Raw genomic sequence first — 14064 nt, 5'->3', positions numbered from 1 at the left:
CCTAAATAACCGTAATGACGGAGTGTGAATCATGAAAATTATTGTAGGGTTAGGGAACCCAGGTAAACAATATGAAAAAACTCGGCATAACGTCGGATTTGAAGTAATAGATGAGTTATCCAAAAGATGGTCGATCCCGCTTGATCAAGCAAAGCATAAGGGGATCTATGGTGTGGGAATGGTAAAGGGAGAAAAAGTTTTATTACTAAAACCTTTAACCTACATGAATTTGTCAGGAGAATCCATTTCGGCTGTCATGCATTTCTTTAAGGCGGATATCGCGGATGTTGTCATTATATATGATGACCTTGATTTGCCTCCAGGGAAGCTTCGCCTTCGTCAAAAAGGAAGTGCAGGCGGTCATAATGGGATAAAATCTTCAATTGCCCATTTGGGTACGCAAGAATTCAATCGAATCAGAATAGGCATTGGCCGCCCGATTGGCCGTATGCCGGTATCTGACTATGTTTTAGGGCGGTTTTCGCCTGAAGAATGGGATCATGTCGGGGCAACGATCGAAAAAAGCGCAGCTTCATGTGAAGTCTGGTTGGAAAAACCATTTCTACAGGTCATGAACGAATATAACCAATAAGCAGAGAGTAGATATAAGTAAAGAATAATATCTTCCTGTTTCGCTGAATAAAAACCCTCTACTTTTGTACATACTAACACTATTACAAAAATAGGGGGTTACCAAATGGCTCTCCATTATCGATGCCGACATTGCGGAACTAAGCTGGGCTCAATCGAGGCACACTCACTGAGTACGGAGCAGTTAGGTTTTAATCAACTTACCGATGAAGAGCGACAAGAGATGATCGTTTATGATTCTGAAGGGGATATGCATGTAAGGGCGATATGTGAAGACTGTCATGAATCGTTGCAAAGAAACCCTGATTTATATGAAAACGATTATATTATTCATTAGCGGGAGAGGGCTTTGGACAAAATCCAAAGCATTTTTCCGTTTGTCTGGAATATCAGGGCACTAAAAATTGCCGTTAATAAAAAGGACGCTTGGTTAAATGGCCAAGTTCTAATACAAAGAATTCAAATGTTTTTCGCACGTTAAGAGAGGGGGGAAATAAAATGAATGGATTACAGAACTTGTTCTCCAAACAAGATGATGTTCATTCGTTAATAGCCGGCATCGATGAAGGACTTAAGGAGCAAATCGTCTCTGGTCTGACAGGTTCCTCGAGATCACTATTGCTGGCTTCCGTATATGAAAAGACGAATAGGCCTATTTTATTGGTTACCCATAATTTATTGCAAGCACAAAAATTCCATGAGGACTTATCCAGTTTCATTCCCGAGGAAGAATTATATATATATCCAGCCAATGAATTGATCGCGGCTGATTTGAGTGTAGCCAGCCCGGAATTAAGGGCTCAGCGTGTAGAGGCATTGAACTTTTGGGCGGAAGGAAAGAAAGGGATAGTCATTGCGCCCATTCCTGGGGTGCGTCGTGTGCTTCCTCCAAAGGATATTTGGAAGAGGCATCAGCTTATCTTTAATTTAGGGGAAGACATCGAACTTGAACCAACGCTTAATAAATTCATTGCCATGGGTTATAACCGATCTGAAATGGTTGCTTCTCCAGGTGAATTCAGTATCAGGGGCGGCATAATCGATATTTATCCGATCACCGAACCTAATCCGATACGAATTGAATTATTCGATACCGAAATAGATTCAATAAGGACCTTTTCAAGCGAAGATCAGCGATCCATCGAGAAACTCAAGAAGGTGACGATTGGGCCCGTCAGTGAGGCTTTGCTAGAGACGGAGCATATCGAAAGAATCATAACAAGGCTCGAGAGCGGATTAAGTAAAAGCTTGAAGAAACTTAAAGATGAGAAAACCAAGGAACAGCTGGTTCAAACGATCAGTTATGAACTTGAACAGCTGAAAATGGGGAATATACCCGACAAAATCTTTAAATACTTAAGTTTAGCGTATGAAGATCCAGCTAGTTTAATAGATTATTTACCGGTAAATGGTTTGGTATTCTTAGATGAAATCAGTAGAATCCAGGAAATCAATGATTCTTTGGAAAAGGAAGAGGCTGGGTGGTACACGGACCTTTTAAGTCAGGGACAAATTATCCATGACATTAAATTGGCTCATCCCATGCAGGAATTAATCGTGAAATCCAGCAGGCCGTTTGTATACCTTTCGTTGTTTTTACGGCATGTACCGCATACGAATCCTCAGAATATCCTGAATTTTGCCAGTAAACAAATGCAAAATTTCCATGGACAGATGAATGTGTTCAAAGCTGAACTGGAACGTTGGAAAAAAGGTAAATACACAGTCGTCATACTTGGACAGGATGAAGAACGGGTAAAAAAGCTGCATTCGGTTTTAGCCGATTATGATATAGAGGCCGCAGAGCTGTTTAATGCGGACAGCATTCTTCCAGGTAAAGTACAGATTTTACGCGGCAGTCTGAATAGCGGCTTTGAATTACCTATGCAAAAATTCAGTATTATTACGGAAACGGAATTGTTTAATAAGAAGTCAAAGAAATCAATACGGAGACAGAAACTATCGAATGCGGAGCGAATCAAAAGTTATTCCGAACTGAAGATCGGTGACTATGTCGTTCATGTTAACCACGGAATCGGTAAATACTTGGGTATTGAGACCCTTACGATTAATGGGGTCCATAAAGATTACCTGAATATTCGTTATCAAGCGGATGACAAATTGTATGTTCCTGTCGACCAAATTGATCTTGTCCAAAAATATGTCGGTTCTGAAGGAAAAGAACCGAAGCTTTATAAGCTAGGCGGAACGGAATGGAAACGTGTCAAAAGCAAGGTTCAATCATCCGTAGAGAATATTGCCGATGATTTAATCAAGTTATACGCAGAGAGGGAAGCGGCAAAGGGCTATGCCTTCTCACCTGATGGTGATATGCAGAGGGAATTTGAAACATCATTCGCTTATAACGAAACGGAAGATCAATTACGTTCTATAGTCGAAATCAAAAAGGATATGGAACGGGAACGGCCAATGGATCGTTTATTATGCGGTGATGTTGGATATGGGAAGACTGAGGTGGCCATCCGGGCCGCTTTTAAAGCCATAATGGATGGCAAGCAAGTTGCATTTCTTGTTCCGACCACAATCCTCGCCCAGCAGCACTATGAAACATTAAGGGAGCGTTTTCAGGATTATCCGATTTCGATTGGTCTCATGAGCCGTTTCCGCACTAAAAAACAGCAAACCGAGACGATTAAAGGATTGAAGGCCGGCACAGTGGATATCGTGGTTGGCACGCATAGGATTTTATCCAAAGATATCGTGTACCGCGATTTGGGATTGCTTATCATTGATGAAGAACAGCGCTTTGGCGTTACACATAAGGAAAAAATCAAAAGGTTAAAAACTAATGTGGATGTACTGACATTGACTGCGACACCGATTCCAAGGACCCTTCATATGTCGATGTTGGGCGTGAGGGATCTGTCCGTCATCGAAACACCGCCTGAGAACCGGTTCCCGATCCAAACTTATGTCATGGAGTATAATGGCTCATTGGTAACGGAAGCGATAGAACGGGAATTGGCCAGGGATGGTCAGGTTTATTTCCTTTACAATCGGGTAGAGGATATAGCAAGAAAAGCAGAAGAAATTTCCATGCTGGTGCCCGATGCCCGAGTCACCTATGCTCATGGGCAAATGACAGAGCAAGAGCTGGAAGCCGTCATGTTCGGCTTTTTAGAAGGTGAATATGATGTTTTGGTAAGTACAACCATTATAGAGACGGGTGTCGATATCCCGAATGTCAATACGCTTATCGTGAATGAAGCGGATAGAATGGGACTTTCACAGCTCTATCAGCTGCGTGGGCGTGTAGGGCGTTCCAATCGGGTCGCATATGCATTTTTCACTTATAGGAAAGATAAAGTGTTGACGGAAGTGGCAGAAAAACGTCTTCAATCCATTAAGGAATTTACAGAATTGGGTTCAGGGTTCAAAATCGCGATGCGTGATTTATCCATCAGGGGAGCCGGAAACATCCTTGGGGCTCAACAACATGGCTTCATCGATTCAGTCGGTTTTGATCTGTATTCACAAATGCTGAAAGAAGCGGTAGATGCGAAACGTAATGACCAGCCAGCCGAAGAAAAGAACACCCTTGAAATCGACATTGAAGTGGATGCTTATATCCCTGATGCCTACATAATGGATGGACATCAGAAAATAGAAATGTATAAAAGGTTCAGAGGTATTGCTTCGCTTGAAGAAGTGGAAGAATTACAGGATGAAATGATCGATCGTTTCGGAGAGTATCCAGAAGAAGTTTCCTATTTATTCATGATAGCCGAAATGAAGGTATATGCTGAAAAGGCCGGAATTGAAAGCATTAAACAATTAAAGCAGGAAATCAGCATTCTCCTTAGGGAAAAGGTCAGCAGCGATGTGGATGGACAAAAGGTGTTCGAGCTGGGATCGAAGTATGGCCGTATGGTCGGCTTCGGCATGGACGGCAATCGAATGAAGCTGGTCCTGCACATAAAAGGCGTAGAACAAAGCAAATGGCTTAATATCTTATTTGAGATGACCAAGGGTTTACAGTATGTAAAAAAAGAGACGCAAGCCACAAAAAACTAAAATTGAATGATAGTCCTCTTGAAGAAATTTTTTTAGGTACCATGGTAAAAAAATGCATCAAAAAGAAAAATTTTTTCAAAGTGCATAGAACTTACCATTAGAAAAATACTAAGTACAATAGCTGGTGATGATTTTGCTACAAAATGAGGATTTATCAAATCAATTAGATGAAAGTGAGGCAACATTAGATGAAAGCAACTGGTATCGTTCGCCGAATTGATGATTTAGGAAGAGTCGTCATCCCGAAAGAAATTCGCAGGACCCTCCGTATCCGTGAAGGAGATCCACTGGAAATATTTGTCGATAGAGATGGAGAAGTCATTCTTAAAAAATACTCTCCTATTAGTGAATTAGGCGATTTTGCTAGGGAATATGCAGAAGCACTTTATGATAGCCTTGGAAACCCAGTTATGATTTGTGACAGGGATACTTACATTGCAGTGGCAGGCGGCTCCAAAAAAGAATACTTAAATAAAAGTGTCAGTGAACTAGTGGAAAAAATCATGGAAGAAAGAAATCCTGTCCTGGAATCTCCAAATGGACAAATTTCATTCGTTGATTCCAATGATGAGGAGGTCCAATCTTATACTGCAGCTCCGATCATTGCGAGTGGCGACCCGATTGGTGCCGTCTTGATTTTCTCTAAAGATAGTACCATTGGTGAAGTGGAACAGAAATCGGTGGAAACAGCAGCAAGCTTCCTAGCTAGGCAAATGGAACAGTAACCTTGGACATGCCATTATATTTTTAAAGATGGAAAGGGCAGCAATCGCGCTGTCCTTTTTGCAATTCTGGAAAATAATTAACAGTATGGATGGAATCGAAAAATAACCATTAGAATTATGCTATAATAACTACCACATATGAGTGAAAAGGGGAAAAAGAATGGCTGAAAAGCCTTATAAAACATCAAATGAACTTTTTCGGGGTGCGCTGATTTTGAGCGCAGCTGCGATTATCGTAAAAGTGTTGAGTGCGGCCTATCGCATACCTTATCAGAACATTGCGGGTGACATCGGGTTTTATATCTATCAACAGGTCTATCCCTTCTACGGTGTTGCCTTTACATTATCAACACTCGGCTTTCCGGTAGTCATATCCAAACTTATTGCTGAACGGGAGTCTTCCAAAAATAACTTTGCGGTCAAGGACATTTTAATGACATCGTTCATCGTCTTAAGTTCGATAGGAGTCATGATGTTTGCTGCACTGTTCCTTGGCGCTGATTGGATTGCAGGGTGGATGAAGGACCCGAATTTAGCCGGTCTTCTGAGAATCGTTGCCTATTCTTATCTATTAATGCCGATTTCATCTGTTTTAAGAGGCTATTTTCAAGGAAGAAACGACATGTTACCGACGGCAAGTTCGCAGGTCGCTGAACAATGCATCCGTGTGTTGACGATACTGGTTCTTTCCACCATATTCGTGAATCTAGGGTATTCTCCTTATGTGGTCGGCAAGGGGGCGGTCCTCGGTTCGATAACCGGCGGCATAACTGGCCTGGTACTGCTTGTTGCTTTCGTTATTTTAAGAGAAGAATGGAAGCTTTTTTTACAGATGAGAATCAAACCGGTACATTTCATCAAAATCTCCAAGGTCCTGGTTTTCCAAGGGTTGGCCTTTTGCATAACTGGCTTGATCCTTATCTTGTTTCAGTTTGTCGATTCACTGCACCTATATTCCCTATTAAGGGAAACGGGGATGGGGGAAAACGAAGCCAAAGGATGGAAAGGGGTATATGACCGGGGACAGCCTTTGCTTCAGCTAGGTACAGTCGTGGCTAATTCTTTTGCATTGGCGCTTGTACCTGTAATATCCGGATTCGTTCAGAGGAAAAATGAACAAGAATTATTGAATAAAATCAAACTGGTGCTTCGTGTAAGCGCAACGATAGGACTTGCAGCTGCGATCGGGCTGGTGGTGACGATGAAGCCTGTCAATCATATGCTGTTCATGGATGTTAAAGGGACCATTACTTTAGCAATTTTCTCTTTATCGATCTTATTCACATCCGTCATAATGGCAGAAGCGGCAGTGATTCAAAGCTTAGGCTATTCGTTTATACCGGTGATCATTACGCTTGTGGGTGTGGTCAGCAAGTGGGCTTTGAACCTTGTCCTGGTGCCCCATTACAAAATCGCGGGAGCGGCCTCGGCAACAGTGCTTGCGTATATGATCATGACTGTATTATTTTATGTGGTATTGAGAGTACATATTAAAAAGACATTAATTGAAAAGAAGCACGTGTTAATAATCTTGAAGAGTACGGTTTACATGGGTACGGCGGTTGTCTTATTCAATGGCTTATTCGAATTGATATCCTCAGGCGAAAGCAGGTTGTTAGCTACGATCCAAGCTTTGACCGGGGTAGCGATCGGTGCAGCCGTTTTTGTGATGACCGCCATTCGTGCAGGCTTGTTTGGTGAAGAAGAACTGGCACTTATACCTGCAGGTTCAAAGCTTAAACGATTTATAATAACGAATAGGAGTATGCGAAATCATGAATGAGATTACGATAATAGGCCTTGGTGCAGGGGATTTAGATCAACTTCCACTAGGGATTTATAAAAAATTGCTACAAACAGAACAAAAATTCGTCAGAACGATTGATCATCCTGTGATCGGGGATTTGAAAAGGGAAGGAATCAATTTCACGGCGTTTGACGGGATATATGAAAAGCACGACCAATTTGAAGCGGTATATGAAGAAATTGCCGGAACATTATTACAAGAGGCTTCAAACCGTTCGATTCTTTACGCAGTTCCGGGACATCCCATGGTAGCGGAAAAAACAGTTCAGCTTTTGCTCGAAAAGGGTCCGGCTCTTGGAATAGCCATTAAGTTGGATGGCGGGCAAAGTTTCCTTGATCCCTTGTTTCAGGCTGTTCAAATCGATCCGATTGAAGGGTTCCAGCTGTTGGATGGAACGGATCTTTCACCAGATGATTTGCACATTACCCAGCATATGATAATCGGACAGGTGTATGACGCATTCAGTGCGTCCAATGTGAAGCTGACTTTAATGGAAAAGCTACCGGATGACTATGAGGTATATATCGTTACAGCAGCAGGAAGCAGTCAGGAAAAAGTGACAAAATGCGCTCTGTTCGAACTCGACCGTCAGATGGAGTTAAGTAACTTGACGAGTGTTTATGTCCCGCCTGTTAGAGAAGAAGCTTTACAATACAGGGAGTTTTCTAAGCTGCGTCAAGTCATCGCAGAACTTAGAGGTCCTGACGGATGTCCTTGGGATAAGAAACAAACTCATGAAAGCTTGAAGAAATATCTAATAGAAGAGGCTTATGAGCTGATTGATTCCATCGACGAAGAGGACGATGAGGGCATGGTTGGTGAACTTGGGGATATCTTGCTTCAGGTGATGCTGCATTCACAAATCGGTGAAGATGAGGGCATGTTCACGATAGACGATGTGATTGAAGGCATTACGGCGAAAATGATTCGGCGCCACCCTCATGTATTCGGAGATGTTGAAGTGAACGGCGAGGAAGATGTATTAGTGAACTGGCAGAAAATCAAAGACAATGAAAAAGGGAGCGAAACAAAAGCTCCGCAATCCATACTGGATGGGATTGAGAAATCGCTGCCAAACTTACTTCGGGCCGAAGAGTATCAAAAAAGGGCGGCGAAGGTCGGGTTTGATTGGGATGAAGTTTCCGAAGCCTGGAAAAAGGTCAGGGAAGAAGTGCAGGAATTGGAAGCGGAAATATTAAGCCCGAACAGGGATGTCGAAAGAATAAAATCAGAGCTGGGCGACCTCTTTTTTGCGCTTGTCAACATTTCACGTTATTATGACATACAAGCGGAAGAAGCCGTCTATAAAACAAACCAGAAATTCCACCGGCGTTTTACATATATAGAAGAGTGCATTCAAAAGGCAGACAAGAAGTTTGAGGATTATACATTGGAAGAACTGGATTCATATTGGGATGAAGCAAAAGCTAAAGGACTTTAATTAAGGGAGAGATTTTAATGTCGATGAGATTGGATAAATTCCTAAAAGTTTCAAGATTGATCAAGCGCCGTACACTTGCGAAAGAGGTGGCGGATAAAGGGAGAATCACGATTAACGGACAACAGGCAAAAGCAAGTTCGAATGTGAAAGATGGCGATGAATTGACTGTACGATTCGGTCAAAAGCTCGTTACGGTACGTGTCGATAAGATTCAAGAAACGACGAAAAAAGAAGCGGCTGCAGATATGTATACCATCGTAAAGGAAGAAAAGCTAGCGGAGGAGTAAGGACAGGCTTGGTTCTAATTCCGCTCTTACGGACATACACTTGTACAAATCAGTGGTACTGTGAGGGATGATAAAATGAGCCAATATATTGATCCGAATGCTGGTTACACAAAGGGAACGACCCAAGAGCATGATGTAACGATGAAAGGCCGCCGTTTACTTGATATTACCGGTGTCAAACAAGTTGAAAGTTTTGATAATGAGGAGTTTCTGCTCGAAACTGTAATGGGATTCTTATCTATCCGGGGCCAAAACTTGCAAATGAAAAATTTGGACGTGGATAAAGGCATCGTCTCCATAAAGGGAAAGATTTTCGACCTTGTTTATTTAGATGAGCAATCAGGGGAGAAAGCTAAAGGCTTCTTTGGCAAATTGTTCAAATGACCTTAACGATTCAATTTTATACGTTGCTTGCGATGATAGGCATGGGCAGCGGCTTTGGAGCTGCCCTGGATACGTATAGCCGGTTCCTGAAACGTTCAGAAAGGAAAAGGTGGATTGTATTCATCCATGACTTCCTTTTCTGGATCATTCAGGGTCTCCTTATTTTTTATGTTTTGTTTTTAGTGAATGAGGGAGAGTTTCGCCTTTATTTATTTTTGGCCTTATTATGCGGTTTTTCAGCTTATCAAGCACTTTTCAAAGGTTTCTATCAACGTTTTTTAGAGTTTTTGATCATACTTGTGATAAAGCTGGCGAGATTTATAACGAATTCGGTTCACATGCTGATATTTGTTCCGATAAAATGGGTAGTAGTATCTGTAATAGCCATCATCTTCGGGATAGGTAAGTTCGTTTTAGCCATATTAAAGTGGGCGGTGAAAATACTTCTCTTTATTTTGAATATTTTCTGGAGGCCATTAAAATGGATTCTGACTTATATATGGAATTTATTGCCGGTTTTTGTTACGAAAAACGTCGGGAAGTTTTATAATAAAGGAAAAGGGATTTTATTGAAAATAAAGAATTCTATATTTAGAACGCTAAATAGATGGAGAAATAAAAAGAAATGAGGAGCGATAAAAAATGAGTAGCCTGCGTAAAAAGAAAGTGGCAAAAATAGAAAATCCCTACGTCGCTCAACAAGAGAAAAAAGTACAAACCGTAGAAAAAAAGAAGCGTGGTCTAATGCGTAGATTAACTCTTTACTCAGTTTTCGCCGCTGTCTTTTTGATTTTTGCCGTTTCCACCCTCATAACGCAAAATGTTGCACTGGATGAGAAGGTACAACAGAAGGAAGAATTGAAGGGAAAGTTAGCTGGATTGAAAAAAGACGAGACCCTTCTTAAAGAAGAAATCGTAAAGCTTAATGACGACGACTATATAGCGAAAATAGCCAGACGGGATTATTTCTTATCTGAAAAAGGCGAAATCATATTTACCCTTCCAAAAGGAAAGGAAGATAGTGACTAATATTGACACTGTTTTTTTACTTTCGTTATAATATAGAGAGAAGAGATTTTTTAACATTTCTAAGGAGGAACATTTTTTTTATGTCAATCGAAGTAGGCAGCAAGTTACAAGGTAAAGTAACAGGCATAACTAATTTTGGTGCATTTGTAGAGCTACCTCAAGGTTCAACCGGTCTTGTCCATATCAGTGAAGTGGCTGATAACTATGTCAAGGATATCAATGATCATTTAAAAGTGGGCGATACAGTTGAGGTGAAAGTCATCAATGTTAAAGATGGCAAGATTGGCTTGTCCATAAAAAAAGCGATAGACCGTCCTGAAGCTGAGCAAAAACCTGCATACACACCACGTCCGCGCCAAGGAAGAGGGAATGACAGCCGTTCCAAAGACTTCCGCTCGAAAGGTAACAGTTTCCAACCGAAGGAAAACTTTGAGCAAAAAATGGCTAAATTCTTAAAAGATAGCGAAGACCGCTTAACGACCCTTAAACGTAGCACCGAAACGAAACGGGGAGGTCGAGGAGGAAGACGCGGATAAAACTGCTGCTGAAAATAATAGTTTAGCAACTTTTCCTGTGAAATGATTCATAGTGTAGATAAAGGCAAGCTTGCCGGCTTGTCTTCTTTTAATTATCAATAACATAAAAAAAGCGCCTCTGTACACTTACTGAAGATAAGTGTGCAGAGGCGCTTTTGTATTTGATGACCCGTACGGGATTCGAACCCGTGTTACCGCCGTGAAAGGGCGGTGTCTTAACCGCTTGACCAACGGGCCATTATTTTCAAGAAAAAAGGATAGCGGCAGAGGGGATCGAACCCCCGACCTCACGGGTATGAACCGTACGCTCTAGCCAGCTGAGCTACGCCGCCATAATGGTAAGTGCTACTGAAGCACAAGTTATATCTTACATTCGTGAAGAATAAATGTCAACAAAAAAAATAAAGTTTGTCGGTTTCCATTTCCTGATTATTTATTCGTGTTATTTTCCGCAAAAATAACCTAAAAACTTTGCTTTTCTTCAAAAAAAAAAGAACACCCGTTTCTGTATTGGAAAAAAAGGCACAAAAACCTGTATACAAATGATTGTTCAAGAAGAATTTCGTCGAACGTTTTTCTTATCCGCTTATAAAATTCTGACAAAAAAATAAACAAGCCCTCTATATAATAAAAATCACTAATACGAATGGGGTGTTGAAATGGAAAAAGTAGAAAGACCTATGATGGAACCTCTTGGTGATGTTCAGTTAAAAGAAGCGAAGGCAGGGGCCATCAATTGGATCCAACAACTGCAAATGAAGACGGAAGACATATTCGTAAAAAAAGGTATCTCTTTAGCAATTATTGGTTTTTTATTAGGACGGGCATTAATTCTTTCGCAGCTGGCACCATTTGGCCTTCCGTTTTTCGCAGCCGTGTTTCTCATGAGACGTGACAGGGCACCACTTGCTTTATTCGGATTGATTGCAGGTGGGCTGACCGTTCACTACTCTAATAGTTTAGTCATCTTTGCATCGGCGTTCCTGCTCCTGTTATTTCATAAGATCAAGAAGCCCGCCGTGGAAGGACAATTCAAGACGATGTCGATGTACGTCTTTGCTTCACTATTCCTGGTCAACCTGGCCGAGCAATATCTGGTATTCCGAACGATTCAGCTGTACGACTTAATGATGATAGGAGTAGAGGCGGGACTCGCAATGATCTTAACCTTAATCTTCATACAGTCCATCCCGCTGCTGACCATTCGAACAAAGTCCCAATCATTAAAGACGGAGGAAATCGTGAGCATCATCATCTTGCTGGCTTCGGTGATGACCGGAACCATAGGCTGGATGATATACGATCTATCACTCGACCATATATTCTCACGATACTTGGTCCTCCTCTTCGGGCTGGCGGGAGGGGCCGCCATAGGCTCCACTGTAGGTGTAGTTACTGGATTGATATTCAGCCTGGCAAGTATTGCTAGTCTCTATCAAATGAGCCTTCTCGCTTTTTCCGGGCTTCTGGGCGGTTTGCTGAAGGAGGGAAGGAAGATAGGGGTTGCTGCAGGCCTCTTGATTGCTACGTTACTGATAGGTTTATATGGTGAGGGCACCAGCAATATTATGGTGACCCTCTATGAATCAATTATAGCTGTGGCCCTATTTATATTGACACCGTCCTCCATAATCAACAAAATAGCGAAACATATACCGGGAACAGTCGAGAATTCTGATGAACAGCAGCAGTATGCCCGAAAAGTGAGGGATGTCACCGCTCAAAGGGTGGAACAATTCTCACATGTATTTGAGGCGCTCTCCAATAGCTTTTCCCAAGTGGATGAAAGGGGGAGATTGGAGGAAGATGAGAAAGAATTCGACTACTTTTTAAGTAATGTAACGGAAAAGACGTGCCAGCTTTGTTTTAAAAAGGAACAGTGCTGGTCCAAGAACTTTAATACAACCTATGACGGCATGCAGGAGATCATGCTTCAATTAAGTGAAAATAATGGTCAGCTCCCCCAAAAGACTTCGAAGGAATGGGCGAAATATTGTAGCCGCGGGCCTCAGGTCATTGGTGCGATATCACAGGAGCTTACTTATTTTGAAGCTAACCAAAAATTAAAAAGGCAGGTGAAGGAAAGCCGGAAACTAGTTGCGGATCAACTGCGGGGAGTTTCGGCCGTAATGGATGATTTTGCGAAAGAAATTCAAAGGGAAAGGAAGAATCATCATCTACATGAAGAATCCATTTTGGAAGCCATCCAGGATTTTGGCCTGCACATAGGGTATGTAGAAATATATAGTCTAGAACAAGGGAATGTTGATATAGAGATGAGTGTCCCATACTGCCAAGGCAGAGGGGAATGTGAAAAATTGATTGCACCTATGCTTTCTGACATTTTAGGGGAAACGATAGTCGTTCATTCAGAAGAGTGTGCAACGTATCCAAACGGGCAATGTGAGGTGATATTTAGGTCAGCAAAAAAATTCACGGTCGAAACGGGTGTGGCTCATGCTGCCAAGGGGGGAGGGCTTGTATCAGGAGATAGTCATACGACCATGGAAATTGGCTGCGGCAAATTCGCAATAGCCATTAGTGATGGAATGGGAAATGGGGAAAGGGCCCATTTTGAAAGTACAGAGACATTGAAGCTGCTTCAAAAATTTTTACAATCGGGAATTGAAGAAAAAATAGCCATTAAATCCGTAAACTCCGTATTATCTCTACGCACTACCGATGAAATATTTTCGACTCTTGATTTGGCAATGATCGATCTTCAGGACGCAAAGGCTAAGTTTTTAAAAATCTGTTCGATACCGAGTTTCATTAAAAGGGGGGATAGGATAATAAAGATTGAATCAAGTAACCTTCCTATGGGAATCATCCAGGATTTCGATGTTGATGTTGTATCAGAAGAACTGAAGGCAGGGGACATACTAATCATGATGAGCGATGGAGTGTTCGATGGCCCCTCACATGTCGAAAATATCGAGTTCTGGCTAAAACGAAAAATCAAGGAAATGGAAACAGACGATCCGCAGGAAATCTCTGATTTAATATTGGAAGAGGTCATCCGCACAAAAGGGATCATAGATGATGACATGACAGTGGTAACATCGAAAATCAAGCATAACACACCGAAATGGGCATCCATTCCCGTTTCTCCAAAACGCAAAAAGGCCCAGTAGGCCGTTTATATATATGAAATAAATAAAACCAAAAATGAGGTGGTGAAATGGAAGAAGGATAAATGGTAAAGAGACTTTTCAATCACTCCGCTCCA

At 41.7% G+C, this 14064-nt stretch carries 12 protein-coding genes and 2 tRNA genes; 12 read left to right on the top strand and 2 right to left on the bottom strand.

Features of this window, described 5'->3' with window-relative positions; genetic code table 11:
- The first annotated feature begins 31 nt into the window (after positions 1-31).
- The 11 genes from pth (at position 32) to ACFVS1_RS26040 (ending at position 10835) form a co-directional block, all read left to right on the top strand.
- The gene (pth, locus tag ACFVS1_RS26090; RefSeq protein WP_387552028.1) at positions 32-592 is read left to right on the top strand and encodes an aminoacyl-tRNA hydrolase; all 561 of its coding nucleotides are present in this window, start codon (positions 32-34) and stop codon (positions 590-592) included.
- A 105-nt stretch (positions 593-697) separates the two neighbouring features.
- Positions 698-928 carry an anti-sigma-F factor Fin gene (gene fin / locus ACFVS1_RS26085; protein ID WP_034316319.1) on the top strand — a complete coding sequence of 77 codons (231 nt, stop codon included), beginning with the start codon at positions 698-700 and terminating at the stop codon, positions 926-928.
- A gap of 161 nt (positions 929-1089) precedes the next feature.
- On the top strand, positions 1090-4626 hold the full coding sequence (mfd, locus tag ACFVS1_RS26080) for a transcription-repair coupling factor (protein ID WP_387552025.1): 3537 nt from the start codon (positions 1090-1092) through the stop codon (positions 4624-4626).
- Positions 4627-4814: 188 nt separating this feature from the next.
- Positions 4815-5351 carry a stage V sporulation protein T gene (spoVT, locus tag ACFVS1_RS26075; RefSeq protein WP_063235918.1) on the top strand — a complete coding sequence of 179 codons (537 nt, stop codon included), beginning with the start codon at positions 4815-4817 and terminating at the stop codon, positions 5349-5351.
- Between the two features lie 160 nt (positions 5352-5511).
- Positions 5512-7134: a putative polysaccharide biosynthesis protein gene (locus ACFVS1_RS26070; RefSeq protein WP_352926289.1), complete on the top strand. Its 1623-nt coding sequence runs from the start codon at positions 5512-5514 to the stop codon at positions 7132-7134.
- Complete coding sequence (gene yabN, locus ACFVS1_RS26065) at positions 7127-8599, top strand: bifunctional methyltransferase/pyrophosphohydrolase YabN (RefSeq protein ID WP_387552020.1); 1473 nt, start codon at positions 7127-7129, stop codon at positions 8597-8599. Before ACFVS1_RS26070 ends, yabN begins: the two co-directional genes overlap by 8 nt.
- A 23-nt stretch (positions 8600-8622) precedes the next feature.
- Complete coding sequence (locus ACFVS1_RS26060; protein ID WP_034316386.1) at positions 8623-8886, top strand: RNA-binding S4 domain-containing protein; 264 nt, start codon at positions 8623-8625, stop codon at positions 8884-8886.
- Positions 8887-8961: 75 nt separating this feature from the next.
- Positions 8962-9270, top strand: a complete 309-nt coding sequence (yabP, locus tag ACFVS1_RS26055; protein WP_241594438.1) for a sporulation protein YabP — start codon at positions 8962-8964, stop codon at positions 9268-9270.
- A complete protein-coding gene (gene yabQ / locus ACFVS1_RS26050) occupies positions 9267-9899 on the top strand; it encodes a spore cortex biosynthesis protein YabQ (protein WP_387552017.1) in 633 nt (210 codons plus the stop codon). The genes yabP and yabQ overlap by 4 nt, the downstream gene beginning before the upstream one ends.
- A gap of 13 nt (positions 9900-9912) precedes the next feature.
- Positions 9913-10299 carry an FtsB family cell division protein gene (locus tag ACFVS1_RS26045; protein ID WP_352926293.1) on the top strand — a complete coding sequence of 129 codons (387 nt, stop codon included), beginning with the start codon at positions 9913-9915 and terminating at the stop codon, positions 10297-10299.
- A gap of 80 nt (positions 10300-10379) precedes the next feature.
- A complete protein-coding gene (locus ACFVS1_RS26040) occupies positions 10380-10835 on the top strand; it encodes a S1 domain-containing RNA-binding protein (RefSeq protein WP_061440341.1) in 456 nt (151 codons plus the stop codon).
- 165 nt (positions 10836-11000) lie between these two features.
- On the opposite strand, the gene ACFVS1_RS26035 is transcribed toward ACFVS1_RS26040, so the two are convergent.
- Both ACFVS1_RS26035 and ACFVS1_RS26030 read right to left on the bottom strand, forming a co-directional pair.
- Positions 11001-11072: transfer RNA gene (locus ACFVS1_RS26035), tRNA-Glu, on the bottom strand.
- Positions 11073-11093: 21 nt separating this feature from the next.
- Positions 11094-11167, bottom strand: a tRNA-Met gene (locus tag ACFVS1_RS26030).
- Positions 11168-11494: 327 nt separating this feature from the next.
- On the opposite strand from ACFVS1_RS26030, the gene spoIIE reads away from it, so the two are divergent.
- A complete protein-coding gene (gene spoIIE, locus ACFVS1_RS26025; protein WP_387552012.1) occupies positions 11495-13969 on the top strand; it encodes a stage II sporulation protein E in 2475 nt (824 codons plus the stop codon).
- Positions 13970-14064 lie beyond the last annotated feature (95 nt).

It is taken from the genome of Peribacillus sp. NPDC058075, from assembly GCF_042885195.1.
Taxonomy (GTDB): Bacteria; Bacillota; Bacilli; order Bacillales; family DSM-1321; genus Peribacillus.
The sequence above is the reverse complement of the archived record's forward strand: the minus strand, read 5'-3'. Positions and strand labels throughout refer to the sequence as shown.

Excerpts from the sequence above, each read along its gene's own strand:
- pth (WP_387552028.1), top strand. The coding sequence starts at position 32 with ATGAAAATTATTGTAGGGTTAGGGAACCCAGGTAAACAATATGAAAAA.
- fin (WP_034316319.1), top strand. The coding sequence starts at position 698 with ATGGCTCTCCATTATCGATGCCGACATTGCGGAACTAAGCTGGGCTCA.
- mfd (WP_387552025.1), top strand. The coding sequence starts at position 1,090 with ATGAATGGATTACAGAACTTGTTCTCCAAACAAGATGATGTTCATTCG.
- spoVT (WP_063235918.1), top strand. The coding sequence starts at position 4,815 with ATGAAAGCAACTGGTATCGTTCGCCGAATTGATGATTTAGGAAGAGTC.
- ACFVS1_RS26070 (WP_352926289.1), top strand. The coding sequence starts at position 5,512 with ATGGCTGAAAAGCCTTATAAAACATCAAATGAACTTTTTCGGGGTGCG.
- yabN (WP_387552020.1), top strand. The coding sequence starts at position 7,127 with ATGAATGAGATTACGATAATAGGCCTTGGTGCAGGGGATTTAGATCAA.
- ACFVS1_RS26060 (WP_034316386.1), top strand. The coding sequence starts at position 8,623 with ATGAGATTGGATAAATTCCTAAAAGTTTCAAGATTGATCAAGCGCCGT.
- yabP (WP_241594438.1), top strand. The coding sequence starts at position 8,962 with ATGAGCCAATATATTGATCCGAATGCTGGTTACACAAAGGGAACGACC.
- yabQ (WP_387552017.1), top strand. The coding sequence starts at position 9,267 with ATGACCTTAACGATTCAATTTTATACGTTGCTTGCGATGATAGGCATG.
- ACFVS1_RS26045 (WP_352926293.1), top strand. The coding sequence starts at position 9,913 with ATGAGTAGCCTGCGTAAAAAGAAAGTGGCAAAAATAGAAAATCCCTAC.
- ACFVS1_RS26040 (WP_061440341.1), top strand. The coding sequence starts at position 10,380 with ATGTCAATCGAAGTAGGCAGCAAGTTACAAGGTAAAGTAACAGGCATA.
- spoIIE (WP_387552012.1), top strand. The coding sequence starts at position 11,495 with ATGGAAAAAGTAGAAAGACCTATGATGGAACCTCTTGGTGATGTTCAG.